This window comes from Bradyrhizobium liaoningense (genome assembly GCF_018130955.1).
In the GTDB taxonomy this organism is placed as follows: Bacteria; Pseudomonadota; Alphaproteobacteria; order Rhizobiales; family Xanthobacteraceae; genus Bradyrhizobium; species Bradyrhizobium liaoningense_C.
In genome coordinates this window covers 39,139-65,132 of record NZ_JAFCJM010000019.1, presented here as the reverse complement: position 1 = coordinate 65,132, position 25,994 = coordinate 39,139, and the positions used below count along the sequence as shown (strand labels likewise).

Annotated in this window: 22 protein-coding genes; 3 read left to right on the top strand and 19 right to left on the bottom strand. The window is 64.5% G+C overall.

Annotated elements, in window-relative coordinates:
• Positions 1–11 precede the first annotated feature (11 nt).
• From JQ632_RS17985 to JQ632_RS17970, 4 genes are read right to left on the bottom strand one after another with little or no spacing between them, the layout of a single operon-like run.
• Positions 12–1,109: a Gfo/Idh/MocA family protein gene (locus tag JQ632_RS17985; protein ID WP_212403898.1), complete on the bottom strand. Its 1,098-nt coding sequence runs from the start codon at positions 1,107–1,109 to the stop codon at positions 12–14.
• A 28-nt stretch (positions 1,110–1,137) separates the two neighbouring features.
• Positions 1,138–1,986: a carbohydrate ABC transporter permease gene (locus JQ632_RS17980; protein ID WP_212403897.1), complete on the bottom strand. Its 849-nt coding sequence runs from the start codon at positions 1,984–1,986 to the stop codon at positions 1,138–1,140.
• Positions 1,979–2,920 (bottom strand): carbohydrate ABC transporter permease, encoded by a 942-nt coding sequence (locus tag JQ632_RS17975; protein ID WP_212403896.1) that lies wholly within the window; start codon positions 2,918–2,920, stop codon positions 1,979–1,981. Before JQ632_RS17975 ends, JQ632_RS17980 begins: the two co-directional genes overlap by 8 nt.
• Before the next feature lie 3 nt (positions 2,921–2,923).
• A complete protein-coding gene (locus tag JQ632_RS17970; protein WP_212403895.1) occupies positions 2,924–4,183 on the bottom strand; it encodes an extracellular solute-binding protein in 1,260 nt (419 codons plus the stop codon).
• Between the two features lie 186 nt (positions 4,184–4,369).
• Between JQ632_RS17970 and JQ632_RS17965 the strand changes: the two genes are divergently transcribed.
• Both JQ632_RS17965 and JQ632_RS17960 read left to right on the top strand, forming a co-directional pair.
• Complete coding sequence (locus tag JQ632_RS17965; protein WP_212403894.1) at positions 4,370–5,128, top strand: SDR family NAD(P)-dependent oxidoreductase; 759 nt, start codon at positions 4,370–4,372, stop codon at positions 5,126–5,128.
• A 14-nt stretch (positions 5,129–5,142) separates the two neighbouring features.
• A complete protein-coding gene (locus JQ632_RS17960) occupies positions 5,143–6,801 on the top strand; it encodes a glycoside hydrolase family 3 protein (RefSeq protein WP_212403893.1) in 1,659 nt (552 codons plus the stop codon).
• 30 nt (positions 6,802–6,831) lie between these two features.
• Here JQ632_RS17960 and JQ632_RS17955 read toward each other — a convergent pair whose 3' ends face one another.
• The 12 genes from JQ632_RS17955 to JQ632_RS17900 all read right to left on the bottom strand — a co-directional run bounded on the left by JQ632_RS17955 (position 6,832) and on the right by JQ632_RS17900 (position 20,969).
• Positions 6,832–7,857 carry an ABC transporter permease gene (locus JQ632_RS17955; RefSeq protein WP_212403892.1) on the bottom strand — a complete coding sequence of 342 codons (1,026 nt, stop codon included), beginning with the start codon at positions 7,855–7,857 and terminating at the stop codon, positions 6,832–6,834.
• A 7-nt stretch (positions 7,858–7,864) separates the two neighbouring features.
• Positions 7,865–9,370 carry a sugar ABC transporter ATP-binding protein gene (locus JQ632_RS17950; RefSeq protein WP_212403891.1) on the bottom strand — a complete coding sequence of 502 codons (1,506 nt, stop codon included), beginning with the start codon at positions 9,368–9,370 and terminating at the stop codon, positions 7,865–7,867.
• Positions 9,371–9,408: 38 nt separating this feature from the next.
• Complete coding sequence (locus JQ632_RS17945; protein WP_212403890.1) at positions 9,409–10,362, bottom strand: sugar-binding protein; 954 nt, start codon at positions 10,360–10,362, stop codon at positions 9,409–9,411.
• Between the two features lie 190 nt (positions 10,363–10,552).
• The gene (locus tag JQ632_RS17940) at positions 10,553–11,389 is read right to left on the bottom strand and encodes a glucose 1-dehydrogenase (protein ID WP_212403952.1); all 837 of its coding nucleotides are present in this window, start codon (positions 11,387–11,389) and stop codon (positions 10,553–10,555) included.
• A gap of 127 nt (positions 11,390–11,516) precedes the next feature.
• Positions 11,517–12,464, bottom strand: a complete 948-nt coding sequence (locus JQ632_RS17935) for an ABC transporter substrate-binding protein (RefSeq protein WP_212403889.1) — start codon at positions 12,462–12,464, stop codon at positions 11,517–11,519.
• Between the two features lie 97 nt (positions 12,465–12,561).
• Positions 12,562–13,608, bottom strand: coding sequence for an ABC transporter permease subunit (locus tag JQ632_RS17930; protein ID WP_212403888.1), 1,047 nt, complete (start codon positions 13,606–13,608; stop codon positions 12,562–12,564).
• Positions 13,601–15,124, bottom strand: coding sequence for a sugar ABC transporter ATP-binding protein (locus JQ632_RS17925; protein ID WP_212403887.1), 1,524 nt, complete (start codon positions 15,122–15,124; stop codon positions 13,601–13,603). Before JQ632_RS17925 ends, JQ632_RS17930 begins: the two co-directional genes overlap by 8 nt.
• Positions 15,125–15,265: 141 nt before the next feature.
• Entirely contained in the window at positions 15,266–16,711 is a 1,446-nt protein-coding gene (gene xylB / locus JQ632_RS17920; protein ID WP_212403886.1) for a xylulokinase, read from the bottom strand.
• Positions 16,712–16,738: 27 nt separating this feature from the next.
• A complete protein-coding gene (upp, locus tag JQ632_RS17915; RefSeq protein ID WP_212403885.1) occupies positions 16,739–17,368 on the bottom strand; it encodes a uracil phosphoribosyltransferase in 630 nt (209 codons plus the stop codon).
• A 55-nt stretch (positions 17,369–17,423) separates the two neighbouring features.
• Positions 17,424–18,665: a URC4/urg3 family protein gene (locus JQ632_RS17910; protein ID WP_212403884.1), complete on the bottom strand. Its 1,242-nt coding sequence runs from the start codon at positions 18,663–18,665 to the stop codon at positions 17,424–17,426.
• A gap of 7 nt (positions 18,666–18,672) precedes the next feature.
• The gene (locus tag JQ632_RS17905; RefSeq protein WP_212403883.1) at positions 18,673–19,929 is read right to left on the bottom strand and encodes a GTP cyclohydrolase II; all 1,257 of its coding nucleotides are present in this window, start codon (positions 19,927–19,929) and stop codon (positions 18,673–18,675) included.
• Between the two features lie 176 nt (positions 19,930–20,105).
• Entirely contained in the window at positions 20,106–20,969 is an 864-nt protein-coding gene (locus JQ632_RS17900) for an alpha/beta fold hydrolase (protein WP_212403882.1), read from the bottom strand.
• Between JQ632_RS17900 and JQ632_RS17895 the strand changes: the two genes are divergently transcribed.
• Positions 20,968–21,234, top strand: a complete 267-nt coding sequence (locus tag JQ632_RS17895; RefSeq protein ID WP_212403881.1) for a hypothetical protein — start codon at positions 20,968–20,970, stop codon at positions 21,232–21,234. The genes JQ632_RS17900 and JQ632_RS17895 overlap by 2 nt on opposite strands.
• 52 nt (positions 21,235–21,286) lie before the next feature.
• Here the strand turns inward: JQ632_RS17895 and JQ632_RS17890 are convergent, their stop codons facing one another.
• The 3 genes from JQ632_RS17890 to JQ632_RS17880 all read right to left on the bottom strand — a co-directional run bounded on the left by JQ632_RS17890 (position 21,287) and on the right by JQ632_RS17880 (position 25,903).
• Positions 21,287–23,761 (bottom strand): tyrosinase family protein, encoded by a 2,475-nt coding sequence (locus JQ632_RS17890; RefSeq protein ID WP_212403880.1) that lies wholly within the window; start codon positions 23,759–23,761, stop codon positions 21,287–21,289.
• 259 nt (positions 23,762–24,020) lie between these two features.
• Positions 24,021–25,211: an adenylate/guanylate cyclase domain-containing protein gene (locus tag JQ632_RS17885; RefSeq protein WP_212403879.1), complete on the bottom strand. Its 1,191-nt coding sequence runs from the start codon at positions 25,209–25,211 to the stop codon at positions 24,021–24,023.
• A gap of 107 nt (positions 25,212–25,318) precedes the next feature.
• Positions 25,319–25,903: a HutD family protein gene (locus JQ632_RS17880; RefSeq protein ID WP_212403878.1), complete on the bottom strand. Its 585-nt coding sequence runs from the start codon at positions 25,901–25,903 to the stop codon at positions 25,319–25,321.
• Positions 25,904–25,994 lie beyond the last annotated feature (91 nt).

Genomic DNA, 25,994 nt, shown 5'->3' with positions numbered 1-25,994 from the left:
TGTTCTTGTCCTCAGTCGATCTGCCCGGTGTCGCGTCCCGCCGGCATCATCGCCGGCCGGTCGACGCTGCTTTCGATTTTCACCCGCCGTCCCTCGTCGGCGGAGGTCTGGAACGCCTCCATCACCTCGAGCACGTGGAAGGCGAGCGCGCCGGAAGCGCGGTGCGCCCGGCCCGTGAGAAGCGCGGTTGCCATGTCGGCGACGCCGATGGAGCGGAATTCGCCCTCGACATGCCCATGGGTCAGCGGCATCGCCTCCCATTCGCCGCCGGTCTTCGCCACCTGCACCTCGCCGCCGAAGCGGTTGGGGTCCGGCACCAGCAGGCTGCCCTTGTCGCCATAAATCTCGATCGGCACGTGACGGTGTTTTGGCACGTCAAAGCTCATCGCGATGGAGACGACGGCGCCGCTCTCGAACTCCAGCATGCCCGCGACATGGGTCGCGACCTCGACCGGGATCAACGTTCCGTTCATCGGCTGGCTGGTGACGAGACGCTCGGCCTTCGGCCGCGCGGTGGAGCCCATCACGCTCGCGACCGGGCCGAGGAGCTGCACGAGGTCGGTGATGTAGTATGGCCCCATGTCCAGCATCGGTCCGCCGCCGCGCAAATAGTAGAAGCCCGGCGCCGGATGCCAGCGCTCATGGCCCGGACAGCCGAAGAAGACGCTGCCGCCGACGGGCGCGCCGATCGCGCCGTCGTCGATCAGCTTGCGCGCGGTCTGATGACCGCCGCCGAGGAACGTATCCGGTGCGCAGCCGACGCGCAGGTTCTTCTGTGCAGCCAACTCCATCACCTTGCGCGCCTCCGTCACGTTGACGCCGAGCGGCTTTTCGGAATGGACGTGCTTGCCGGCATTGAGCACGGCGAGGCTGACGTCGGTGTGGGCCAGCGGCACCGTGAGGTTGATGACGATCTCGACGTCGTCGCGCTTCAGGAGCTGATCGACCCGCATCGCGGGCAGGCCGAACTCGGCGCCGCGCCGCTCGGCCGCATCGCTGCGCATGTCGGCGACCGCCTTGATATCGAGGACGGGAAAGCGCTGTGCGGCCTTGAGGTAAGCGGTGCTGATGTTGCCGCAACCGACGATTCCGATACCGACTTTTCTCATTCCATACTCCCTGAGGTCGCGATCCGCCCTATCCCTTGACCGCACCTGCGGTCAGACCGGCAACGATGTGCCGCTGCGCGAAGATGAAGAGAATGATGGTGGGCAGGATCGTCAGCGTGATGAAGGCGAGGATCAGGTGCCATTCGGACGAGTACTCGCCTTGATAAACCATGATGCCGAGCGGCCAGGGATAGAGCTCGTCTGTATTGAGCATCACCAGCGGCAGCAGATAGGCGTTCCAGCTATTGACGAAAGTAATGGTGCCGACCGTCGCCAGGATCGGCCGTGACAGCGGCAGCGTCACGTAACGGAAGAATTTGATGTAGCTGCAGCCGTCGACCAGCGCGGCCTCGAGCAGTTCATAGGGAATGTCCTTGAAGAAGCGGCGCAGGAGCAGGACGCTCATCGCGAGGCTGAAGGCGACTTGCGGCAGAGCAACGCCGAAATACGTATCGAGCAGGCCGAGATCGCGCACCTTGATGAACAGCGGCAGCACCGCGGTCGCGGCCGGAAACAGCAGGCCGAGGGTCAGGTAGCTCAGCAGCATCGAGCTGCCGAAGAACCTGACATGGGCAAAGGCGAACGCCGCCATCGATGCGACGATCAGGGTCAGCGTCACCGCGAGTGTCGAGATGACAAGCGAGTTGCGCAGGAGCTGCCAGTACCTCTTTGAGAACAGGATGTCGGCGTAGTTCTGCCATTCCCAGTGCTGCGGCAGCCCGAACGGATTGACGCGCAGCTCGCCCAGGGACTTGAAGCCGCCGAGCACGGTTGCCAGCAGCGGCACCAGCACGAAGGCCGCGATCGCAGCCAGGAACAGCGCCTTGTAGAGCACGACGGGGTCGAGCGGCGGACGCGTGGTCTCAACACTATTCATCGCGCATGAACCATCGTTTGTAGGTGAAGGCGAAGGTCACGCAGATCGTGAACAGGATGACGCCGACGGCGCTGCCATAGCCGACCCGCATCCGCGAGATGCCGTTGTTGTAGAGGAAGCTCACCAGCGTGTTGGAGGAATCAGCCGGTCCGCCGCGCGTCAGCGGCATCACCAGGTCGAAGAGTTGCAGCGAGCCGATGATGGCGAAGAACACCGAAAGGCGGATGGTCGGATAGAGCAAGGGGATGACGACGTGACGCAGCACCTGCCCCCGCGTCGCGCCATCGATGCGGGCTGCCTCGACCAGGTTCTTGTCGAGGCCCTGGAGCGCCGCGATGAACAGCATCATGTGGAAGCCAAAATACTTCCAGACGATCACGATCAGGATGGCCAGCATCGCCGTGTCGGTCGAGGCGAGCAGATGCGGCGCCTCGGCGCCGAAGAAGCGCCAGATCGACGCGACAAGACCGTAATCGCCGTCATAGACGAAGCTGAAGATCAGCCCGGTCGCGATCTCGGCGAGGATATAAGGCATGAAGAACAGCATCCGCAGGGCGACCGCGCCACGGAAGCGTTCGGCGAGCATCAGGGCGAGCGTCAGCGCCAGCGGCAACTGGACGAGAAGCGATACCGCGATGATCAGGCCGTTATTGCGCAGCGCCAGCCAGAACGCACGCGTCTCCAGCACGAAGCGGTAGTTGTCGAGCCCGATCCAGTTGGTCGGCTTGCCAAAGCCGTTCCAACTGAAGGCGGAGTACCAGGCCGCCTCGCCGATCGGCACCACGACGAACACCGTGAAGAGCAGCAGCGCCGGCGGCAGGAACAGGATCAACACGGTATAACGGCCGTCCCAGGCCGGGCCGCGGACCACCACCGGGGCGGGCGCAGCCTCCACCAGATCGAGCGATGGAGAGCTTGCGATCCGTCGCGCCACGGCTCAGTTGCCCTGCTTCCACGCAGCTTCGATGGCCTTGGCCGCGTCCTGCGGATTCATGCTGCCGCCAGCGATCTCGGCCGAGACGTCATTGACGACGCGGCCGACCGACGGACCGAGGCTCTGGTCGTAAAAATTCTGGTGATAGTTCGACTTCGAAAGATTGTCGGCGATCCGTTTCATGAAAGCATTGTTCAGGCCGGCCTCGGCGCCCTTCACCACGGGGACGATGAAGTTGCCACTCGCAAGGCGCGTCTGCACATCCTTCGAGATGAAGTATTTGAGGAAGTCGACGGCCTCCTTCGGCGAGCCCTTGGTGACGAGCCAGCCGGTGATGCCACCGAGCGTGTCCGTCGGCGCGCCCTTGCCGCCCGCGACCACGGGAAAGTCGAACCAGCCAATCTTGTCCTCGGAGAGACCCACCTTGTCGGCAGCGAGCGCGCGCTGGAGATTATAGACGCTGCTGATGGCGAGCGTCATCGCCGCCTTGCCGTCGCCGAAATAGCCGACGGCCTGCGGGTTCTTGAAGCCGAGGAAACCATTCTGGAACGGCTGGAGATCGACGAGTTGCTTGAACAACTCGCCGGACTTCTGGAATGTCTCGCCGGCAAAGCCGCCGTTCTCGCCGCGCAGCGCCGCATCGAACGCCGGTTTGCCGCCGATGCGGACCGCAAGATGCGTCCAGTAGAAATGCAGCGGCCATTTGTCGGCGCCGCCGACCACGATCGGCGTCACGCCGGCCGCCTTCAGGGCCTTCACCGCGGCGAGCAGATCGTCCCAGGTCTTGATGGCGGCCGGATCGACATTGGCCTTCGCCATCAGTTCCTTGTTGTAGACAAAGCCGACCTGCGACAGCGCGATGGGCAGGCCGTAATTGCGGCCGTCCCGAGCGAACGCCGCCAGCGCCGCCGGAGTAATGGTGTCGCTGTAGCCCTTGATCTGATCGGTGATGTCGTCGAGGACGCCGGCCTCGACCTGCGCCTTGAGGACGCCGCCCGCCCAACTGTAGATGATGTTCGGACGGTCCTTTGATTGCAGGATGGTGGGCAGCTTGGCCTTGTAGGCCTCGTTCTCGAGGAACTGCATCTCGATTTTGACGCCAGGATGCGACGCCTCATAGGCGCGGGCGACCTCCTCCCAGATCTTCACCTGGGCCGGATTCACCTCGATATGCAGCCATTTCACCGTGGTATCGGCCGATGCCGCGCCCAGCGCGAGCAGCCATGCGGTTGCAGCGAGTCCCAGCTTGCTCAGCAGTCTCATCAGCGTTCCTCCCGATAGCGTCTATTCTTTTGTTGCAATCCTGCCTTCAATTTTTGAGGTACGCAACTAAAATTCTGATCGATACACCTCACCGTGAAGCAGCTAAGGTTGGTTGAACTACTGCCGGCGGCGTGCGGCGCCGCCGGAGCAAGCATCTTGGGAGGAAGCCAATCTTGGGAGGAAGCAATGGCCGCCATTTATCCTGACCTCGCCGGCAGGGTCGTTCTCGTCACCGGCGGGGCATCGGGCATCGGCGAAGCGATCGTGCGGCACTTCGCGCGGCAAAAGTCGACCGTCATCTTCTTCGATATCAAGGTCGAGGAAGGCACCCAGCTTGCGCAAGAACTCGCGGGTGCGGGCCTTGCCGTGCATTTCCAGAACGTCGACCTCACCGATACCGCAGCGTTGCGCGCCGGAGTGGTCGAGGCACGCAGGGCGCACGGCGCGATCAGCATCCTCATCAACAACGCTGCCCATGACGAACGGCATCCGACCGAGGAGATGACGCCGGAATATTGGGACGACCGCATCGGCGTGAATCTCAAGCATCAGTTCTTCGCGGCGCAGGCCGTGCTGCCGGACATGAAGGCGGCGAAGGCCGGCGTCATCATCAATTTCGGCTCGGTCTCGTGGATGGCCGGACAAGGCGGCATGGCCGCCTACACCGCCAGCAAGTCCGGCGTGCTCGGCCTCACCCGTTCGCTGGCGCGCGACTACGGCCCCTACAACATCCGCGTCAATGCGATCGCGCCCGGCTGGATCATGACCAAGCGTCAGACCGAGAAATGGCTGACGCCGGAAGGCGAGGACGAGTTGATGCGGCGGCAATGCCTGAAGCGCAAGCTGGCGCCGGACGAGATCGCGAAGTTCACGGTGTTCCTTGCGTCGGAGGAAGCGTCGGCCTGCACCTCGCAGCACTATATCGTGGACGGCGGCTGGGTGTGACGGGTTGAGCGACCATGAATACGTCCTTCCTCGCGCGCGCTCCCTTCAATCTCGACGCTCCTGCCATCGCCTGGGTGGAAGCCACCTATCGCGCGCTGAGCCTGCAAGACAGGGTGGGGCAACTGTTCAACCTCCTGTCGCGCGGAACCGATCCCGGCGAACTTGCGAGCCTTGAGCGATTGCGACCGGGCGGAATCACCCGGTACTTCGGCTCGGACGGCGAAGCGGAGCGCGCGCAAATAGCGGCGGCGCAGAAGTCTGCGCCGGTGCCCCTGCTGGTCAGCGCCGACCTGGAGGGCTCGCGCATGAGCCTGCCATTCGGGACGCAGGTCCCCAATCCGCTCGCGCTCGCGGCGATCGATGACCTCGAGGTCACGGCCGAGATTTCGCGCATCATCGCCGATGAAGCCGTTACCATTGGGGTCAACTGGTCGTTCGCACCTGTGATCGACGTCAACCATGCCTTTCGCAGCCCGATCGTCGGAACGCGGAGCTTTGGTTCGGATGTCGAGACAATTCACCGCCACGCGCTGACGCATATCGAGGTCCTGCAACGGCACGGCGTGGCGGCAACCGCCAAGCATTGGCCTGGGGAAGGCTACGACGACCGCGACCAGCACCTGGTGACCACGATCAATCCGCTCTCCATGGCAGAATGGGAGGCGAGCTTCGGCCGGCTCTACCGCGCTGCGATCGACGCAGGCGTGCTCTCCATCATGTCGGCGCATATCGCCCTGCCCGCATTCGTCAGGGAGCGACTGCCCGATCCCGGGATCGAGGCCTTCCGGCCGGCGTCCGTCAGCAAGCTCCTCAATATCGACTTGCTCCGTCAAGAACTCGGCTTCAACGGCCTGATCGTCTCCGACGCCAGCGAGATGGCCGGCCTGACATCATGGTCTCGCATGCGCGCGGCCAAGTCGCAGCTCATCGCCGGCGGATGCGACATGATTCTGTTCACCCGCGCACCGGAAGAGGACATGGCGGAGGTGCGCGCGGCTGCCGAGGCGGGCCACCTTGCCGCCGAGCGATTCGAGGATGCGGTGCTGCGCGTCCTGGCACTGAAGGCAGCAATCGGTCTCCACAAGGCGTCAGAGCATCGGCCGACCGGAGCGATCGCGCGGGCATCCGACAAGTCCATCGCCAACACAGCGTTGCGGCGGGCGCCGACCCTGGTCAAGGACACCTTGGGGCTGCTGCCGATCGATCCGAGCCGGCATCGGCGCGTCCTGGTGATATCGGGAGGAATCATCAGCCCGCTTCACGGCACGCCCAGTGAATTCAAGCTGCCGGATCTGCTGGCCGACGAGGGATTCGAAGTCACCCTTCACACGAAGCAGCCTGCCGTCGATCCGGCCGATGTCGATCTCGTCCTGTATCTACTCGGCGAGGAAACGCTGCTGACCCGCGGGCGCGTCTTCCTCGACTGGGCGCGGCTTGGCGGTGACTTCGTCGGCGCAATGCGACGCTATTGGCACGACATTCCGACCGTCATGATTTCGTTCGGCTACCCCTACCATCTCTATGATGCGCCGCGCGTTCCGGTCTACATCAATGCCTACTGCACGATCGACGACATGCAGGCCGCCGTCGTCGATTTGTTGATGGGCCGGCATCCCTGGAACCGGAACAGTCCGGTAGATCCCACTTGCGGGCTTGAGGACGCGAAGTATTGAGGCAAGCGCGCGCCCCTGCGCGCGTGCACCTTATTCCGCGGTCGCGCCACCGAGTGAAGCGCCGGCACCGCTGGCCTGCGGCTGCCCCTTGGCAGTCGTGGCGCGGCGGCGGCGCTGCACGAGGTATTGATCGGCGAGCACGCCGATCAGGATCACGGTGCCCATGACCGCGAAATTGAGCGAGCTCGGAATGCCCAGCAAATTAACCAGATTTTGCAGCACCTGGAGCAGCACGGTGCCGAGCACGACGCCGACGATCGAACCCTCGCCGCCGCGCAGCGAACAGCCGCCGAGGACGGCGGCGGCAATCGCATAGAGCTCGTAGAACGAGCCATGCACCGCCGGCGAGATCGAGCGGGTATACATGGCGATCAGGATCGCCGCGAACGCGGTCAGCCCGCCGCAGATCACATAGGCGGCGATGACGACGCGGCCGGAGCGGATGCCGGAATAGCGCGCCGCCTCCTCGTTCTTGCCGACGGCGTAGAGATAGCGGCCGAACACGGAGCGGTGCAGCACCACCCACGCGATGACGGCGATGACGAACAGCGCGATCACGCTGTGCGGCAGCGGGAAGCCGAGCACGTTGGTGCGCCCCGCGGTCAGCCATTCCAGCATCGGAAAACTGGCGCCAAAACCGAAGCCGGCGGTCGCATCCTCGGTGTAGTAGCGCGCGGCGCCGCGATAGATCAGCAGGCCGCACAGCGTGACCACGAAGGGCTGGATGCCGATCTTGGTGACCAGCGTTCCGTGCACCGCGCCGATTGCCAGGCCGCCGGCAATGATCATCGCGAGGGCCAGCACCCAGTTGACGTCGTGATTGACGATGAGATCGATGAAGAGGACACCGAGCAGCGCGATGACCGAGCCGACCGACAGCTCGATCCCGCCGATGATGATGACGAAGGCCTCCGCGATCGAGAAGATGCCGAACATCCCGACCTGGTTGAGCGTATTGGAGAGATTGCCGACGTAAAGGAAGCGCGGATTGATGAAGGCGACGACCGCGCCGACCACGAGAATCAGGACAAGGAGGCTTAGATCTTTCTTGTTCAAGGCACCCTCACTCCACCGCGTGGCCGACGGCCAACTGGAGCACATTGTGCTCGCTGAACTGGCTGCGATCAAGGAAGCCGGAGATTGCACCTTCGTGCATGACGGCGATCCGGTCGCTGACCCCGATTACCTCCTCCATGTCGCTCGAAATCATCAGGATCGCGACGCCGGCATCGGTGAGGCGGCGCAGCATGTCGTAGATCTCCTGCTTGGCGCCGACATCGACGCCGCGCGTCGGCTCGTCGAAGATCAGCACCTTCGGCCGCATCGACAGCCATTTGGCGAGCACGACCTTCTGCTGATTGCCGCCGGACAATGAACCGACGGATGTTTCAACGTCGGGCGCGCGGATCTTGAGCCGCTCGCGCTGGGCCTTCGCATTCTCCGTCTCCTGCGCGGTGTTCACCAGAAAGAAGCGCAGATAGGATGAAAGGTCCGGCAGCGAGATGTTTTCGGCGATCGACACGTCGAGCAGAAGGCCGCAGCCCTTGCGGTCCTCCGGGATCAGATAGATGCCGTGGTCGATCGCCGCGCGCGGGCCCGCGACGCGGATGGGTTCACCGTCGAGCCGGATGGCGCCGGCTTGGAGCGGATCGACGCCGAAGATGGCGCGTGCGAGCTCGGTGCGGCCGGAGCCGACAAGGCCCGCGAGGCCGAGAATCTCGCCGCGGCGCACCGAGAGGCTGACGGCGCGATCCGGATAGGTCGACGTGACGGCGCCCTCGATGTCGAGCACGCTGTCGCCGGGCGGCGCGGCCGGCGGAACATAGAGCGACTTGAGGTCGCGCCCGATCATCAGGCGGATCATCGCCGCCGGTGCAAGCTCTTCGCGCCGGAGCGCGCCGACCATGCGTCCGTCGCGTAGCACCACCGCGCGATCGGCGCATTGCACGACCTCGTTGAGGCGGTGGGTGATGAAGATGACGCTGACGCCGTCAGCCTTGAGACCGGCGATGACCCGCATCAGCCGGTCGGTCTCGGTCAAGGTGAGGCTCGACGTCGGCTCGTCCATGATGACAAGACGCGCATCGAGCGACAGCGCTTTCATGATCTCGACGAGCTGGTGCTGGGCAAGCGACAGCTCCGCGAGCGGCGCATCCGGGCCGAAATCAGCCCCGAGACGTTCGAGCAGCGGCTGCACCTTGGCATGCAACTGCTTGCGGTCGATGAGCCGCAGCGGCCCGCCATAGACGGGCTCGCGGCCGATGAAGACGTTGCCGGCGACATCCAGATTGTCGAAGAGGTTGAGCTCCTGATGGACGAAGGCGATGCCGGCCGTGATCGCCTCCCCCACGGTGAGCGAACGTCGCTCGGCGCCGTCGACCCGGATCAGACCGCCGCTCGGCTCGACCACGCCGCCGAGCACGCGCATCAGCGTCGACTTGCCGGCGCCGTTCTCGCCGATCAGGGCGATCACCTCGCCGCGCGACACAGAAAGATCGACGTGGTCGAGTGCGACCACGCCGGGATAGTTCTTGCTGATGTCGACCAGCTCGAGGAACGGCTCTGGCATTGGAGGCTGCGAGCGCCAGGTTGGCGTCAGGTCTCCCGTTACTTCTTGAGCATCGCTTTCATCGAGGCCATGAAGTCGTCGACGTTCGACTTGTCGATGACCTTGCCGGGTACGATGATGATGCCGTTGGCCGGAACGCCCGACTTGTCGCCTCCGATATACTTCGCCATCAGCTTCATGCCCTGATAGCCCCACTCGTATGGCTGTTGCACGACGGTGCCGGCGATGCTGCCTTCCTTGACGCCACCAAGCGTGATCGGATCCTCGTCGAAGCCGATGATCTGGATCTTGCCGAGCTTGCCGGCTTCCTTCAGCACCTCATAGATGCGCGGCGTGTTGTAGGAGTAGAAGCCGACCATGCAGCTCACGTCGGGCATGGCGGCGAGGATATCCTCGACATTGCGCTTGGCGCGGGTCTGGTCGATTTCGTCGCCGCGCACGTCGACGAGTTCAATCTTCGAGCCCTTGATGGTCTCCTTCACGCCTTCGATGCGCTCGCGCGCATTGTCGGCGCCGGGCAGGCCGACGAAGCCGACGCATTTGCCGCCGTTCGGCAGCGCCTTCAGCATCATCTTGCCGGCGTCCTTGCCGAGTTCGGTATTGGACGAGCCGATATAGGCGATGCGCTTCGAGTTTGGCGCGTCGCTGTCGGTGGTGAAGAGCAGTGTCTGGGAAGCGATCTTGTTGAGGTGTTCGGTCTGGTTCTTCGGATCGACGGCGCTGACCATGATGCCGGCAGCACCGGCCGCGACCAGGTCGTCCATCATGCGCTGCTGCACGGCGGCCGCAGCCTGTTCGGGATATTTGAGCTGGAGATCGTAATTGGGCAGCTCGCCCTGTGCCTTCTTCACGCCGGCCTCGGCGATCTTCCAGAAGTCGGACGCGCCATTGACGACGAAGGCGAGAACCTTCTTGTCGGCGGCCTGCGCGGAGCCGAGCCCCAGCAGAGCTGAAAAGGCAACGGAAATACCTGCAACAACAAGACGCTGCATCGAACCCCTCCCTGAATGCGGTCGGCCATCTACGGGCCCACTCGCGTCACAAGCTTGAACTTCGCCTCAAAATGAGGCGCGCACCTCAAAGCTAGCAGAAAGACATCAGAGGCGCAACCGATGACCGACTCAGAGACGTTGCACAACGACGGCGTGAAACCTGCGAGGAACGCAGACGCAGCATTGCCGATTAGCTCGCCCAGTTCTCCCTGAACTCGCCGAACAGCGTCAGGCCTCCGCAAACGTAGATGGTCTGCCCGGTGATGTAGCCGGCCTCCTCTGAGGCAAGAAAGGCGAACACGCCGGCAATCTCCTCCGCCGTTCCAACGCGTCCGAGCGGAATGTGCGCCTCGACGGCCGCCCGCTTGGCCGGATCGCCGGTCCATGCGGCGTTGATGGGGGTGTCGATGGCGCCGGGCGCAACCGCATTGACGCGAATCCCGCGGCCGGCAAATTCCAGCGCCAGGGTCCGCGTCAGGTTCGCCATGCCGCCCTTGCTGATGGAATAGGCGAGATAGCCGGGTTTTGGGACGATCTGGTGGACGCTCGAACAGTTGACGATCGTGCCGCCGCCGCCGCGCTTCACGAAATGCGCGAGCGCCTGCTGAGCGCAGAGTACCGCGCCATTCAGATTGACGTCGAGAATGCGACGATAGGTTTCGACATCGAGCGCCTCGCTTGCGGACTCCCGCTGGAAGCCGGCATTGTTGACAAGGCAGTCAAGGCGCGGCCAGCGCGCCAGCACTGTTTCGAACATTCCCGCGATGTCCGGCTCGGCACCGATATCGGCCTTCACGACGAGATGGTCCCGATCACCATGCCCACGCTCGCGCGATGCCGCTTGCACCTGCGCGAGCGTATCCTCGGCCTGCGCACGATGGTCATGGAAATTGATGGCGACTGTCGCGCCCTCCTGTGCGAACCGGACGGCGATCGCGCGCCCGATCCCCTGAGAGGCCCCCGTCACCAGCGCATGTTGCCCAACCATGCGCGACGGAAATTGAGTGGGACGATCCGGCTGCTGCATGGGTGGGGTCACTCTGAAAGACTCAAGGGAACGATGATGATCACACGGCGCAACTTGCGATGCGGTCACCCGCGTTCCAGCGCCGCCTGCGAGAGGCGGCGCTCCGCAAAACATAGCACGCGCTCGACTATTGCGAACGGTCCGAGGTCCAGCCCTTGTACTCGGCGACGTTGTCCCGGGTAACGAGCTTCGACGGCAGGAGTTCGACGGGGTTGGCCGGCTTCTGCCCGTTGAGAATGCTGACCCCGACCTGAACGGCGCGGCGCGCCATGAAGAAGGGATCCTGCGAGGCCGAGGCCTGGATCTGGGGCGACCCCGGGTCCTTCAGCGACGCCTCGATGTCGGGCGCGCCGTCGACCGCGGTAATGATGATGCCGCTGCGCTGCTGCTGCTTCGCCGCGAGATCGGTGCCGATCGCCTGCGGATCGTTGATGGCGAAGATGGCATCGATCTTCGGGAAGCGGGTCAGATAGCCCTGCGCCACGGTCAAGCCGCCCTCGCGCGATCCCTTGCCATCCTGATCGCTGGACAGGACCTTGATGCCGGGGTTCTTGGCGAACACGTTCTTGCAGCCGACCACGCGGTCGATCACGGCGGAGACCTGCGGCCCGTTCTCGATGACCACGTCGCCCTTGCCGCCCAGCTTGTCGACGATGTACTGGCAAGAGATCTCGCCGGCCTGGACATTGTTCGTGGTCACGGTGGCGTCGGCGCCTTCGGCAGCGGTATCCACGGCAACGACGATGATGCCCGCCGCCTGCGCCTTCTTGATCGCCGGTCCGATCGCCTTGGGGTCGCCGGGATTGAGCAGAATCAGGTCAACGCCGGCGGCGATGAAGTTGTCGATCTGGGTGACCTGCTTGCCGAGGTCGTATTCGAAACCGACCGTCGTCACCTTCACATTCGGATTGGTCTTCTTGGCCTCGAACTCCGCGCCCTTCGACAGCGCGACGAAAAACGGATTGCCGAGCGAACCCAGCGAGACGCCAATCGATTTGAGCTCCTTGGCGAACGACGGCGCTGAACTCAGGACCAGCGCCATGGCGGCGCCGGCAAGCGAGATCGTCTTCAACATGGCTTCCTCCCTGGTCTGGTTTTTGTCCCGCGACGGCCGACCAGTTGCCATCACGGGGTCCCATCACGTTGTATAGAACCTTGCGCGCCGCCGTCTTTCAAGTACGGGCCGAGCCCTGCAACCGGTAACGATCGAGTGCAACGGCACCGATGATCACCAAGCCCTTGATGACATATTGCCATATATCGGACACACCGACGAGAATGAGGCCGTTCGACAGCACGGCAATGATCAGGGCCCCGACCAGCGTCCCCCAGATCGATCCGATGCCACCGACGAAGGACGTACCGCCCAGGATCACCGCGGTGATGGCGTCGAGCTCGTAGGACTGACCGAGTTGCAACCCGTTGGCCGCATAGAGGCGCGCGGCCTGCATGGCGCCGCCAAGTCCGGCAAAGAGTCCCGACACGCCGTAGACGAAGATCAGCACGGCCCAGACCTTGATGCCGGCCAGGCGTGCCGCGCTCTCGTTGCCGCCGACGGCATAGATGTGCACGCCGAGCACGGTTCGGCGCAGCACCAGCCACGACGCGAGGATCACAAGCAATGCGATCACCGACAGCCAGGGAATCGAGGCGACGCCGGGAATGAGCGTCAACGAACCGTTGCCGATGAAGGCGTAGGGAATGGACGGATTGAAGACGGTGGTGTCGGCACCGAGCAGACGCGCGAGACCTCGCACGGCCGTCAGCGAACCGAGGGTCACGATGAAGGGTGGCAGGCGCAGAAGCGCAATCAGCGCACCATTGATCACACCGAAGGCGAGGCCCGTGAGGACGGCGACCGGCAACCAGAGCAACCCGAAATCGGGAAGTTTTGAGATCGTCAGCCCGGCCATCGCGGACGCCGCGAGAATGGAGCCGACCGAGAGATCGATGCCGCCGGTGAGGATGACGAAGGTCATGCCGGCCGCCAGCACCGTGTTGACGGCGGCCTGCTGAAGCACGATGCCGAGATTCTGGCCCGTGAAGAAACGCCCCTCGGACAGGAAATGGAAGCCGAGGCACAGGATCAACAGCACCGGCAGCATGCCCGCGGCGCGGACCAGCAACCTGATGCGCTGCCGCTTCGTCTCCTGCGCGGCCGCGATACCGTTCGCCGTGACGGGCGCGGCCTTTGCCTGCGAAGCACCATCATCAGGCATCGAGGTGCTCCATCCCGGTGGCGAGTGCCATGATATCCTCCTGGTTCAGCGGCGATGTCTCTGTTCGCTTGATCTCGCCGGCGATGTGCCCCGAACGCATGACGATGACGCGGTCGCAGATGCCGATGATCTCCGGCAGGTCGGACGAGATCACGAGGATCGCGGTGCCGGCTTTCGCGAGATTGTCGATGATCGAATAGATCTCGGACTTGGCGCCGACGTCCACGCCGCGCGTCGGCTCATCCAGGATCAGAACCTTTGGCGCGATCGCAAGAAGCCGCGACAACAGCACCTTCTGCTGGTTTCCACCCGAGAGCCCACCCGCCGGCACACCGGCATTTGCGGCGCGGATGCTCAAGCCCGTGAAAGCCCGGTCGGCGCGCTCGCGCGCCTTGTCGCGATCGAGGACCCAGCCAAGCTTGGCGTCGTTGCCCAAGACCGCGAGGTTGATGTTGTCCAGGCACGACATGTCGAGGAACAGGCCGAGCGCCTTGCGGTCCTCGGTGAGGTAGGCGATGCCGGCCTCCAGCGCCTCGCCGGGCGTGCGTATCTCGATCGGCCGTCCCTCGAGCTCGAGCCGGCCCGAAATCTTCGGCGCGGCACCGATGATGAGATGCGCAAGCTCGGTGCGACCCGCGCCGATCAGGCCGGCGAGCCCGACGACCTCGCCCGCATGTACGGTGAGCGAGCAGCCCTTGACGCGCTGCGCGTCGGACATGTCGACCGCGGTGAGCACAGGATGCCCCCTCCCGGCTTCGGGATCGTGATCCTTCTTGTAGAATGACGAGACGTCGCGCCCGACCATCATGCGGACGATGGTGTCGGCGCGGATGCCGGACTTGTCGAGCGAGCCGACGAGGCGGCCGTCGCGCAGCACCGTGACGCGGTCGCCGAGCGCGTAAACCTCGTCCATGCGGTGCGAGATGTAGATGATGGCAAGCCCCTCGGCGCGCAGCTGACGGACCAGCGCGAACAGCCGCTCGCTCTCGGCGGCGGACAGCGAGGTGGTCGGCTCGTCCATGATCAGGATTTTCGACCGCACATGCAGCGCGCGGGCGATCTCGACGAGCTGGCGCTGGCCCATCGACAGATGCGTCACCAGCGTCGACGGGGTGAAGTCCGCGCCGAGGCGCTGCAGGATCGGGCCGACACCCGCGCGCATCGCGCTCTTCGCCAGCAAACCTGAACGGGAGACCTCGCGGCCGAGATAGATATTCTCCGCAACCGTAAGGTTAGGAGCCAGCGATAGTTCCTGATAGATGATCGAGATGCCGGCCGCGCGGCCGCCAAGCGGGCCGTGGATGTGCGCCGGCCTGCCCTCGATGCGGATCTCGCCGCCGGGATCAGGCTTGTAGGCGCCCGACAGGATCTTCATCAGCGTCGATTTGCCGGCGCCGTTCTCGCCCATCAAGGCATGGATTTCGCCGGCATAGACGGTCAGGTCAACCTGACGCAACGCCTTGATACCGAAGAAGGACTTCGAGACCCCGCGCATCTCGAGGATCGGATCGTTCATCGTGCCTCCCGGCGCACAACGCGTTCTCAGCCGCGTCTCGTTTGGCAGGCAGCGCGGTTCGCGCATTAAACAAAAGGCCGCGACGGAGGGCAATACCGATCGGGCCTCCCGGATCGACCGCAACCAAATTTGAGGGCTGAGCTAGTTCCGCGGGCGGTACAGCGCGCGCCATTCGGGAAGCCGCTCGGCATAGGCCGCAACGAGCGCGCGTTCAGGCTCGAACGTCTCGACGCGTTGCGGCGGCGTGCAAACGGCATCGATCGCCTCGCCGGTGACGGCAAGCCGGCCCAGTCGCGCCGCACCAAACGCCGCTCCTGTCTCGCCATCGGCAAAGCGATGGATCGGGACATTGAGGACATTGGCCAGCACCGACAGCCAGAACCGCGAACGCGATCCGCCGCCGATTGCATCCGCTTGCGCGATCACGATGCCGGTATCGGCGAGCGCGTCCCGGCAATCCGCAAGTGCGAAGGCCACGCCCTCGAGCACGGCTTGTACAATCGCAGTTCGATCAGCGCCAAAGGACAATCCGTCGAGCATTCCGCGGGCCAGGGGATCATCGTGCGGTGTTCGTTCGCCGGACAGATACGGCAAAAAGCTCACGGACGACGGCGCCTTCGGACGCGCGCCGAGTGGCTTCAGCAGATCTGTCTCGGAGGCGCCAAACAGCCGCGCGATCCAGGCAAGGCACGACGCCGCCGAGAGAATTGCGCCGGCCTGTATCCACATCGCGGGAACGGCGTGGCAGAAAATATGCACGGCCCTATCAGGATTGGCGGCAATTGCGTCGGTCGGCACCAGCAAAGCCCCCGAGGTCCCCAGCGAGATGAAAGCGGCACCTCGCCGTATCGCACCGATGCCGACGGCACCCGCCGGATTGTCACCGGCACCTCCAGCGATCACGGGACGCCGCGACATTCCCCAGCGCTGCACCAACTCGCTTCGCAACATTGCAGCGGGCGCGCACCCCTCGGCGAGGCGCGGCATGTGCTCACGCGTCAGGCCGGTCGCGGCCAGTCCCTCATCCGACCAGTCGCGCCGCGCGACATCGAGCCACAATGATCCCGATGCGTCCGACACGTCCTCGACCGCGTCACCGCTGAGGATCAGGCGCAGATAAGCCTTCGGCAACAGCACGAGCCTGGTCGCTGCAAAGACATCCGGCTCGTGCTTCGCGACCCAAAGCAATTTCGGCGCGGTGAAGCCGGGCATCGCCTTGTTGCCGGTCGTCGCGCGCAATGCGGGCCAACGCTGTTCGAGCGCGCGACATTCGAGAGCGGATCGCCCGTCATTCCAGAGAATGCAGGGACGCAGTGGCCGGAGGTTCACATCGAGCAGCGTCGCGCCGTGCATCTGGCCGGACAGGCCGATGCCCTCGACCGCTGCCAACTCACGCGGATGATCCGCCTTCAGTGCGTCCAGCGTTGCAAAGGCGGCATCAACCCAGGACGCCGGATCCTGCTCGGAATAGCCCGGATGCGGCGAAGCGGTGTCAAGCGATCGGCTTTGGGTCGCGATCACGCGCTGCGCATCATCGACCAGAACGGTCTTGACCGCCGACGTGCCGAGATCGATGCCGAGATACATGATGCCTGCCTGCGTCGAGCCACGATTTCATCTGGTTCCGTAGGCGCGGTCGCCCGAATCGCCGAGGCCGGGGACAATGAAGCCTTGCTCGTCGAGGCCTTCGTCAACGGCCGCGGTCCAGATCGGGACGTCGGGATGCAGGCCCCTGATACGTTCGAGGCCTTCGGGCGCGGCGATCAGGCAGGCGAGCCGGATGTCCTTGGCGCCGCGCTCCTTCAGCCGGTCGACGGCAGCGACCGCGGTGTTGGCTGTCGCGAGCACCGGCGTCACCACGATCGCAAGCCGCTCGCCGAGATCGGACGGTGATTTGAAGAAGTATTCGACCGCGGCAAAACTGTGGGGCTCGCGGTAGAGCCCGATATGGGCAACGCGCGCAGTCGGGACCAGATCCATCATGCCATCGACGAAGGTCACGCCGGCACGGAGCACTGGAACGAAGGCCAGCTTCTTGCCGGCGATCTTGGCCGAGTGCATGCGCGCAAGCGGCGTCTCGACGACGACGTCGGTGAGCGGAAGATCGCGCGTCACCTCGTAGCACACCAGCATCCCGATCTCCTTGAGGAGCTCGCGGAATGATTTTGTCGAGATGGACTTGTCGCGCAGCAGCGTCAGCTTGTGCTGGACCAGCGGGTGATCGACGATCGTGACGCCTTCCATGAATTGATGCTCCCTGCAATCGAAGTGGCGCGCAGTGCGCTTTTCGGCCCCTGCGCTAAAACACGGTGCCGTCGCTGATGATCTTGAGCGGCGGCGCACCGTCGCTGCGCCGCTCGAACGCGGCGGCGCGCCCTGCCGCCCAGGTGCCGCCTTCCAGAATGCTGGCCAACGGCAGCTCGCGGGAATTGCGGCCAAGCTTCGTGCGGACGCGTTCGGCGATGCGATCCAGCAAGGCAACCGTCAGCGCGCGCCACTCCACGACAAGGAGAGAATCCACCGCATGCGAACGCTGCGCGTCCGCAGCGTCGCGCAGCCGCAGGACGCCGAGATCGACGAACAGACCGCCGTTGCGGTATTCGGCGAGGCCCGTCAGGCCGTCGATGTCGGTCACATCGAAGCCGGCGCGTTGCAACGGCTCAATCAGCGAGTAGCTCAGCCATTGCGACAGCTTGTGCAGGGGCACGAGGCCTGCGGTCGCGTCATCGGCCGTGATCGCCGGATGGCGCCAGCAATCGCCGAGCGGAACGCCAGCGAGCGTGAGCCGCGACGGCCAGATCGATCCGAACTCGCTCAGCACCTCCGACAAGATGACGGGTGCAGCAATCGCGCCGCCAACTACCTTCGCCGTGAGATGATCGAACAGTCCTCCCGGACGCGAGCGGTCGGAAAGCGCAAACACCTCCGAACGATCCAGCACCAGCGCGCCAAGGCGGCGCAGCAGATCGACGCGGCCCTCGAGGCCGAGCAGTGGATTGTGGTCGGTGACCTGAAAACCGGCCTGGAGTCGATCGAGCGGGAGTTGTGCGAGCACGTCCGCATCGACCCGGAAGGGATCGCTTGCATCGCTGGAGAACGCGCCGTTCGCGAACATGTCGAGGCTTGCAAGCGCGAGCCCCTCGGAGCGGCCGACATCCGCCCCGGTCACGGTGTCACGGTATCGCCAGAGAGGCCCGGCACCGGCATCGAGCAGCACGCTGACGATGGCGAGATCGAATTCCGCGCGCGCCTGCGCCGCGCGATCCGGCCACGCCGCGACATCCGCATACAGGGCCCAGCGGTCGACACCGTCACGAACGAAATGCCGCCAGCGGGCATGAAAGGGAACATTCAGCGCCGGATACGACCGGCGCGTGACCGCGAGCACGGCGTCGGCCACGGCATCCATGCGATCGAGATCGACCGTGAAGTGATTGAGCCCGTCACGCAGACCGATCGCGAGCATCTGTTCGGCGCGCGCACGCACCGCTGCTGCCGCAAGCAGCGAACGGGCCTGTTGTTCTGTGGCCGAGGCCGGCATCACGGGATCAATATTTCTCCAGCGAACGCCCGACCGTGTCGGTCAAGTCCGTCGCCGCCGGAATCTCCTCGGAGTAATATCCGGCCGCCTTCTTGGCGGCGATCTCGACATGCGCGTCGGCCGGGATCAGCTCCAGCGGGATCGGCACGCGTTCGACGATGTCGATCCCCTGGGCGGTGAGCGCGTCGTACTTCATGTCGCTCATCGACAGGAAGCGATCGATGCGCGTCAGGCCGAGCCAATGGATCGTATCCGGCATCAATTGCTGGAAGCGCGCATCCTGAACGCCGGCGACACATTCGGTGCGCTCGAAATAGGCCGCAGCCGCGTCGCCGTCCTCCTGCCGCTTGCGGGCGTTGTAGACGAGGAATTTCGTGACCTCGCCGAGCGCGCGCCCTTCCTTGCGGTTGTAGACCACGATTCCCAAGCCGCCCGCCTGCGCGCCGCGCGCACATTCCTCGATGCCATGGATGAGGTAGGGTCGGCAGGTGCAGATATCGGAGCCGAACACGTCAGAGCCGTTGCATTCGTCGTGCACGCGGCAGGTGGTCCTGGTGCGATGATCGGGCAACTTGGTGACGTCGCCGAACATGTAGACCGTGGTGCCGCCGATCGGCGGCAGAAACACTTTCATGTCCGGCCGCGTCACGAGTTCGGGGAACATGCCCGCGGTCTGCTCGAACAACGTGCGGCGCAGGCTGGCCTCGCTGGTGCCGAAGCGCGTGGCGATGCCGGGCAGATACCACACCGGATCGATTGCGATCTTCACCACCGACACGCTGCCGTTGGCGTGCACGACCTCGCCGTCGGGCTTCAGCCGCTTCGCAGCGATCGCATCGCGGATCTCGGGCAAATCGAGCCGCGCGCGCGTCACCGCGATGCTCGGTCGGATGTCCGCGCCCTCGGCGATCTCCTGGCGGAAATTCTCGGCGACCAGATGCCCCCACGGGTCGATCGCGACGATCTTGGCCGGATCGGTCCATTGCGGGAACGGCCCGATGGTCGCGGCGGGAAACGTGTTGGTGAGATCGGGGCGCCGGATGGGATCGAGCGCGCCGGCGGAGACGGCGAGCGCGCGATAGACCGCGTAGGAACCGCCATGGCTGCCGATGACGTTGCGATCCTGCGCGCGCGACACCGTACCAACGATCGGCCCGCGCGCGCGGGCATCCGCGGCACCCCAGTGAATGGGGAAGGCCGCCTTCCCGCCCGGCTCCGGGTGGGAGGTGAGACGGATATGGTCGGTACGGTTCGAGCGGCTCATGACCGGGCTCCCAAAAAGCCAACGGCCCGCCTGTCGGACGGGCCTGGCTCCGTGACGTCGCTGTTCTCGTGGCGCTCATATTAGTATGCGCAGGGAACTACGACGATTGATGATCAATATAGGGATGATTTGTTATTAATTTCAATAGCGTGAGGCCCCGGAACCGCCGCCAGCCGCTAGAGGACGCCGAGGAAACCGCGGATCGCGCCCAAGACCTCCTCGGGCTTGTCGTGGTGAAGCCAGTGCCCGGCGCCGGTGATCGTCTCGATGCGCGCCTGTTTGAAATGATCGGCGAGACCCGCCGCGCGGGCACCGCCGAGGAAGCTTTCGGAGGCGTTCACCAGCAGCGTCGGGCAGACAATGCGCGACCAGAGCGCGACATGATCGTCCGACCAAAGCCGATGCGGCGCCGCCGCGCGCTGGTAGGGATCGAACTTCCAGCTATAGGTGCCGTCGGCATTTTGCCGCGCGCCATGGGTCGCAAGGTGGAGCGCCAGCTCGCGCGACAAGCGTTTGTTATGGGCCTGCATACGCGATGCAGCATCCTCGATCGTCGCGTAGCGATGCGGCGTGCGATCGTGCAGCCGGTCGAGTTGATCGACCCATTTGGCGATGCGCTCATGTGGCGGCGGCGGACTCTTTCCGCCCGGCAACACGGTCACGCCGTCCAGCACCACCAAAGCCGACACCCTGTCCGGGAATGCCCCCGAATAGATCAGGCTCACCATGCCGCCCATCGAATGGCCGACGAGAGTCACCTGCGGCGCCGCAAGCGTCTGCACCAGCCGGGTCAGATCGTAGAGATATTCAGTCAGCGCGTAGCTGCCGCCTTTGGTCCAGTCGGAATCACCGTGCCCGCGAAGGTCGGGCGCCAGCACGTGGAAATGCGGACGCAACGCGCGGGCGAGGAAATCCCAGCTCCGGCAATGATCGCGGCCGCCGTGAATCAGGATCAGCGGCGGCGCCGTCTCGTTACCCCAATCGGCATAGTGCAGCCGCAGGCCCTGGGACTCGTAGAAGCGACTTTCCGGAATTGCCATGGCGACCTGCGGTTCTCTTTCTGGATGGCACCCTTCGGTCAGTAGCGGCAGGCTGGCCCGGCCGCAAGGCGAGAGCGAAACGGGCCTCTCTCGACAAAATGTCGAAAACAACCCCATGCAAAGTAGAAAGCCCATCGCCCCAGATTTCCGGGGTAACGTCTGCTACGACGTTGAGGCGTTGGACAAATCGGCCGCACAGGCGCAACGCCGCCCGGCCAAGGACGACGGCAAGACCAGAAATCATGGGGCGGAGTTGATCGACTGAAAAGGGCGACCGCCGTTGCAGACGGTCGCCCCAGCGACAAGGCCCTGTCGCGTCAGCCGGGAGGTGCGACGACGAGGCGGGCGCTGTCGAAGCGGACATTGGCGTCCGGCTTGATCAGGGCCGCGGCGGCCTCCGGCGCGGAGTCGGACAGACCGGTAGTCGGTTCGAACACCAGCGAGGGCTGTTCACCCGCGGTAATGCCGAGCCGGTGCACGGCGTCGGTGGCGTCGAACTCGAACTGCGCGGCGTTGCCCGTGTGGTGGGCGTGGGCACCGCCCTGAGGCGCCGTGAAGTTGAAGAAGTTGATGATGCCGACCTGCTCGCGCTGGCCGCCCTTCACCATGTAGACGTTGTAGAGTGTTCCCGGTGCGGAATCGAATTTGAGACCGTCAATGACCAGGCGCACACGGCGTCCGGCGAGCGGCTCGGCGGTCGCTGAAAGACTCTGCATCCCTGCCGGCGCGACGTTCATCGGCACCGTGGTCACGCCACGCTCGAGCCGCGTCGCACCGACGGTCGCGATCGCCTTCTCGCTCGCCGTGGAAGCCGAAACTCCCGCGGCATCGCTCATGGTCGTCCCCATCGTGACACCCTCTGCCTCCGCAACCAGCGTTCCGGCCGGACAGCCGCCGCCCGTGGCATAGGCATAGCCCAATTGCGAGAGCCGCAGCATATCACTGACCTTGCGCGTAGCGGTACTGCCATCGGCGTCGATGAAGGAGAACTGCGTGTTGAGATGGCCGGAATCGGTCGGCAGCCGCGCCGGCTCGTTGACCTTGAGCCAGCACTCGTACAGCCGGTCGATGTTGGTGTGGTGCGCATAGAAGATGGGATCAAGCGCCGAGACCGGCACCGAGCCCATCAGACCGTTCGGGCACCCGGGGGAGACGCCGACGGCACAGTGCACGGCGCCGTGCGGCGTAGCCTGGATCGAATTGTTGAACGGGACATAGGACGTCGATGTCATTGCGCTAGCCGACGACGTGGTGCCCGCGCCCAAGGACGACGTGCCCGCGTTGAGGCTTGCCTGGCGTGCGTCGACACGCAACGGGTTCGGAACAGTCGCCCCGTTCTCGTTGACATAGGTCGCGTCACGATACGCGGCCGGCAAGCCAGGATTGGTCGCGTAGTCCCAATATGGCAGGCGAAGCGAGGGATCGCCGGCCGCCTGCTGCAGCACGCGCTCGAAGTACCAGAGATACATGCGATGCCAGGTCAGGAACGGCTGCGTGCCGTGCTGGCATTTGCACCACGTCGCGGTTTCGGCCGCGTTCGTCGCGGTGAACGTCTGCACGCCGGCCATGCCGGCGCCGCTGATCGGTCCGGCGCAATCCGCGCCGAAATGCGCATGCATGTTGGCCCAATAGATCCAGCTCCGACGGTAGTCGGCGCTGTCACGCGGGGCGGAGTTGCGCGCCATCATCGCGGCAACGCCCTTGCGCAGCGACATCAGCTCGGCTGCGGTGAGTGAGTTGACCGACTTGCGCGTGCCGACGGCGCAGGTCGGGCACGGCCACCAGCGATGGAACATCGCGCGGTCGGTGCCGCGGGCGAAGCAATCGATGCGGTTCGCGGCCCAGCTCACGCAGTTCGGCTGCTCCAGGATGACGCCACCGAGATTTTCCCAGCCGCCCCAGCTGTTGCCGTCCCACCAGCGGTGGAACATCGCGAGGTTGGTGCCGCGGGCGAAGCAGTCGATGCGGTTCGGACCCCAGCTCACGCAGTTCGGCGCTTCCAAGATGATGCCGCCGAGGCTCTCCCAGCCGCCCCAGGCCGAGCCGTTCCACCAGCGATGCCACATTGCGCGGTCGGTGCCGCGGGCGAAGCAGTCAATGCGGTTCGCCCCCCAGCTCACGCAATTCGGCGCTTCCAGGATGACGCCGCCGAGGCTCTCCCAGCCGCCCCAACTGTTGCCGTCCCACCAGCGGTGCCACATGGCCGCGTCGGTGCCGCGCGCGAAGCAGTCGATGCGGTTCGCGCCCCAGCTCACACAGCTCGGCCCTTCCAGGATGACGCCGCCGAGATTCTCCCAGCCGCCCCAGGCCGAGCCGTTCCACCAGCGATGCCACATCGCGCTGTCGAGTCCGCGCGCGAAGCAGTCGATCCGGTTCGCTCCCCAGCTCACGCATTCGGGCCGCTCGCGGATGACGCCGCCGAGATTTTCCCAACCGCCCCAGCTGTTGCCGTCCCACCAGCGATGGAACATCGCCTGGTCGGTGCCGCGGGCGAAGCAATCGATCCGGTTCGGTCCCCAGCTCACACAGTTCGGCGCTTCCAGGATGATGCCGCCGAGATTCTCCCAGCCGCCCCAGGCCGAGCCGTTCCACCAGCGGTGGAACATCGCCGCGTTGGTGCCGCGGGCAAAGCAGTCGATCCGGTTCGGTCCCCAGCTGACGCAGTTGGGTTCTTCGAGAATGATGCCGCCGAGACTTTCCCAGCCGCCCCATTGCGCGCGCGCCTCTCGCGTCGTGAGAGAGCTCGTTGCAGCCAATGTCAAAGCAAGTGTCAGAATCTTGATGAAACGCATGACAGCCTCCGGATCGCATCTCGTTGAAAAAACGGCGATAGCTGGCGCGCTACTGTGGGGCAATAATCCCAGAGCATTCAACCTAACGATGTGTTTGTACACCCGCGCCAAAAATCAGAGAAGTGAATTCACTGTGACAAATTAGGTTAACCTGCAGTTGTATCTCTCACTGCATGCATCTAAGACAGCAATGATGACGTTATGATGCAGGGAAGCGCGGTGAGATGCTTCTCAGAGGCGAGTAGACAGGTGATGGCCTTCAGCCGTTGTACGCGAACAGCTCGACGGGCTCGCTGAAGCCGCGCACCGCATGTTCGCCGACGCGCTCGAGATCGAAATCGCTCTTTACAAGGTCCGCGAATGCACGGGACAGCAGCACCGTGCGTCCCAACTGCTTGGTGAGAGCTTCGAGGCGCGAGGCCATGTTGACGGCGGGACCGATGACGGTGAAGTCGAGCCGCGCGCGCGAGCCAATGTTGCCGTACATGACGTCGCCGACGTGAACGCCGATGCCGTAATTCAGCAACGCGCGGCCGCTTGCCTCGTTGTTCATATTCAGCGCAGCCATGGCCTGACGCGCCTCGGACACGGCTTGCAGCAGGTTGGCGCAGGCCGAAGGCTTGTTCAGCGGGAAAATGGCGAGCAGGCCGTCGCCGATGAATTTCAAAATCTCTCCACCGTGCTTTGCGATCGGCTCGCTCATCGCGTCGAAATAATCGTTGAGGAGATCGATGACGTCGTCGCGCGGCCAGTTGTCGGAGATTTTAGTGAAATCCCTGAGATCGCAGATCATGATCGCGGCGCGCACCGTCGTTCCGGTGCCGCGCCGCGTGGCGCCGGCCAGGATCAGCTCGCCCGCATGCGAGCCGACATAGGTCTCGAGCAGCGTCCGCGCCAGCCGGTTCTTGATGCGGATCTCGCTGACCAGCGCCAGCACCGGCAGCAAGCTCTTCAGGGCGGCGATATGCGCTTCGTCAAAGCCGCCGCGACGGTCGGTCGCAAAGGTGACGAGATGCCGCTTGCCGAGCGTGTGGTAGATCGGCCAGGCGACGTATTCGGTCAGGCCCATCGCCCGCATCTCGTCATAGAGAGCGTGCTTGCGCCCCGATGACGGGTCGCGTTCGAGATTCTCGCGCACCTCGGTTGCACCGTCAAAGATCTCGTTGGCGGGGCTGCCGATGAATTCGGACCGCCCCCGCACGTCAAAGTCGACCCGCGAAATCTCCGCCTCGCGCATTCCGTCGGCCCACATGAAGCGGGCGCCAAGCCATTGCGGGTGTTGGATCAGGACATGCAACGTCGACCGCTTGAGCGGAATGCCGGCCTGCTGGAGGCGGATGCACATGTCGGCAAAAATGTTGTCGATGAAGCGCTGGTCGCGGGTCTCGTTGGTCAGCCAGTGCAGGACGCCGGCGGCCGCGGCGGGATCGATGTTGGGCGGCGCGTTCATGGTCTACTCCGGGCGGATCTGGTTCCATGGAGATATCGTGTTGCCATGCGACGACGTCAACCGCTCCGCCCGCGATCCGGTCCTGCATTACGCGGGTCGATTGCCGTTTACGCGACGAGGTAAATCGACCCCAGCACCGCCAATCCCGAAACGAGCGCGAGCTTCGACGCCCCGGTCAGGTCAACCCTCAACGTGTCGCCGCCCAGAATCGCAAACTCCTCGCCATCGAGCCGGATGCTGCAATCGCCACATGCCGCGTAAAGGAGATGCGTGCCGGCTGGCAAATGCCGATCGCCAGGCTCTTGCAGAGCCAACAGCTCGATCTCCGCCGCACCGCGCCGCGCCATCAGGTTCACGACCTCGACCGGACCGGCCTCGAGCTCGGTCACGATCGGAAGTTCCCCAGTAAAGCGCACGGTCGTGAACGCCTCGCGCTCGTCAAAATCCTGGCCCGGCGCCCTAAGCACCAGCCCGCGTCCGCGCACGACCATCTGCAGGCGATCGATGCCAGGCATATGCGAGAACGGACCGGGCGTCACGATCGGCGTGCCGGCGAAGCGCCAGAGCAGGCTGTCCCAATCTTTCGCCGGCGCATCGGAACGATGAGCATCCGCGATATCGGTGAAAATGCCACCGCCGTTCTTCCACGGCGAGCGGGCATAGTTCTCAGATTTCAGCAGCGTGGTTTTCATGTCTAAAAGCGCATCCCGAAAAGCATGTCAGCCGATATCACCCGCGCGCATCGGGCGCCAGCCGGTTCGACGGGCGGCTACGCAAACGGCT

Coding starts and splice junctions, on each gene's coding strand:
- JQ632_RS17905 (WP_212403883.1), bottom strand. CDS start 19,929: ATGAGCCGCTCGAACCGTACCGACCATATCCGTCTCACCTCCCACCCG.
- JQ632_RS17925 (WP_212403887.1), bottom strand. CDS start 15,124: ATGAACGATCCGATCCTCGAGATGCGCGGGGTCTCGAAGTCCTTCTTC.
- JQ632_RS17980 (WP_212403897.1), bottom strand. CDS start 1,986: ATGAATAGTGTTGAGACCACGCGTCCGCCGCTCGACCCCGTCGTGCTC.
- upp (WP_212403885.1), bottom strand. CDS start 17,368: ATGGAAGGCGTCACGATCGTCGATCACCCGCTGGTCCAGCACAAGCTG.
- JQ632_RS17945 (WP_212403890.1), bottom strand. CDS start 10,362: ATGCAGCGTCTTGTTGTTGCAGGTATTTCCGTTGCCTTTTCAGCTCTG.
- JQ632_RS17910 (WP_212403884.1), bottom strand. CDS start 18,665: ATGCCGGCCTCGGCCACAGAACAACAGGCCCGTTCGCTGCTTGCGGCA.
- xylB (WP_212403886.1), bottom strand. CDS start 16,711: ATGTATCTCGGCATCGATCTCGGCACGTCGGCGGTCAAGACCGTTCTG.
- JQ632_RS17940 (WP_212403952.1), bottom strand. CDS start 11,389: ATGCAGCAGCCGGATCGTCCCACTCAATTTCCGTCGCGCATGGTTGGG.
- JQ632_RS17950 (WP_212403891.1), bottom strand. CDS start 9,370: ATGCCAGAGCCGTTCCTCGAGCTGGTCGACATCAGCAAGAACTATCCC.
- JQ632_RS17880 (WP_212403878.1), bottom strand. CDS start 25,903: ATGAAAACCACGCTGCTGAAATCTGAGAACTATGCCCGCTCGCCGTGG.
- JQ632_RS17900 (WP_212403882.1), bottom strand. CDS start 20,969: ATGGCAATTCCGGAAAGTCGCTTCTACGAGTCCCAGGGCCTGCGGCTG.
- JQ632_RS17965 (WP_212403894.1), top strand. CDS start 4,370: ATGGCCGCCATTTATCCTGACCTCGCCGGCAGGGTCGTTCTCGTCACC.
- JQ632_RS17960 (WP_212403893.1), top strand. CDS start 5,143: ATGAATACGTCCTTCCTCGCGCGCGCTCCCTTCAATCTCGACGCTCCT.
- JQ632_RS17885 (WP_212403879.1), bottom strand. CDS start 25,211: ATGAACGCGCCGCCCAACATCGATCCCGCCGCGGCCGCCGGCGTCCTG.
- JQ632_RS17970 (WP_212403895.1), bottom strand. CDS start 4,183: ATGAGACTGCTGAGCAAGCTGGGACTCGCTGCAACCGCATGGCTGCTC.
- JQ632_RS17985 (WP_212403898.1), bottom strand. CDS start 1,109: ATGAGAAAAGTCGGTATCGGAATCGTCGGTTGCGGCAACATCAGCACC.
- JQ632_RS17895 (WP_212403881.1), top strand. CDS start 20,968: ATGGCGACCTGCGGTTCTCTTTCTGGATGGCACCCTTCGGTCAGTAGC.
- JQ632_RS17935 (WP_212403889.1), bottom strand. CDS start 12,464: ATGTTGAAGACGATCTCGCTTGCCGGCGCCGCCATGGCGCTGGTCCTG.
- JQ632_RS17930 (WP_212403888.1), bottom strand. CDS start 13,608: ATGCCTGATGATGGTGCTTCGCAGGCAAAGGCCGCGCCCGTCACGGCG.
- JQ632_RS17890 (WP_212403880.1), bottom strand. CDS start 23,761: ATGCGTTTCATCAAGATTCTGACACTTGCTTTGACATTGGCTGCAACG.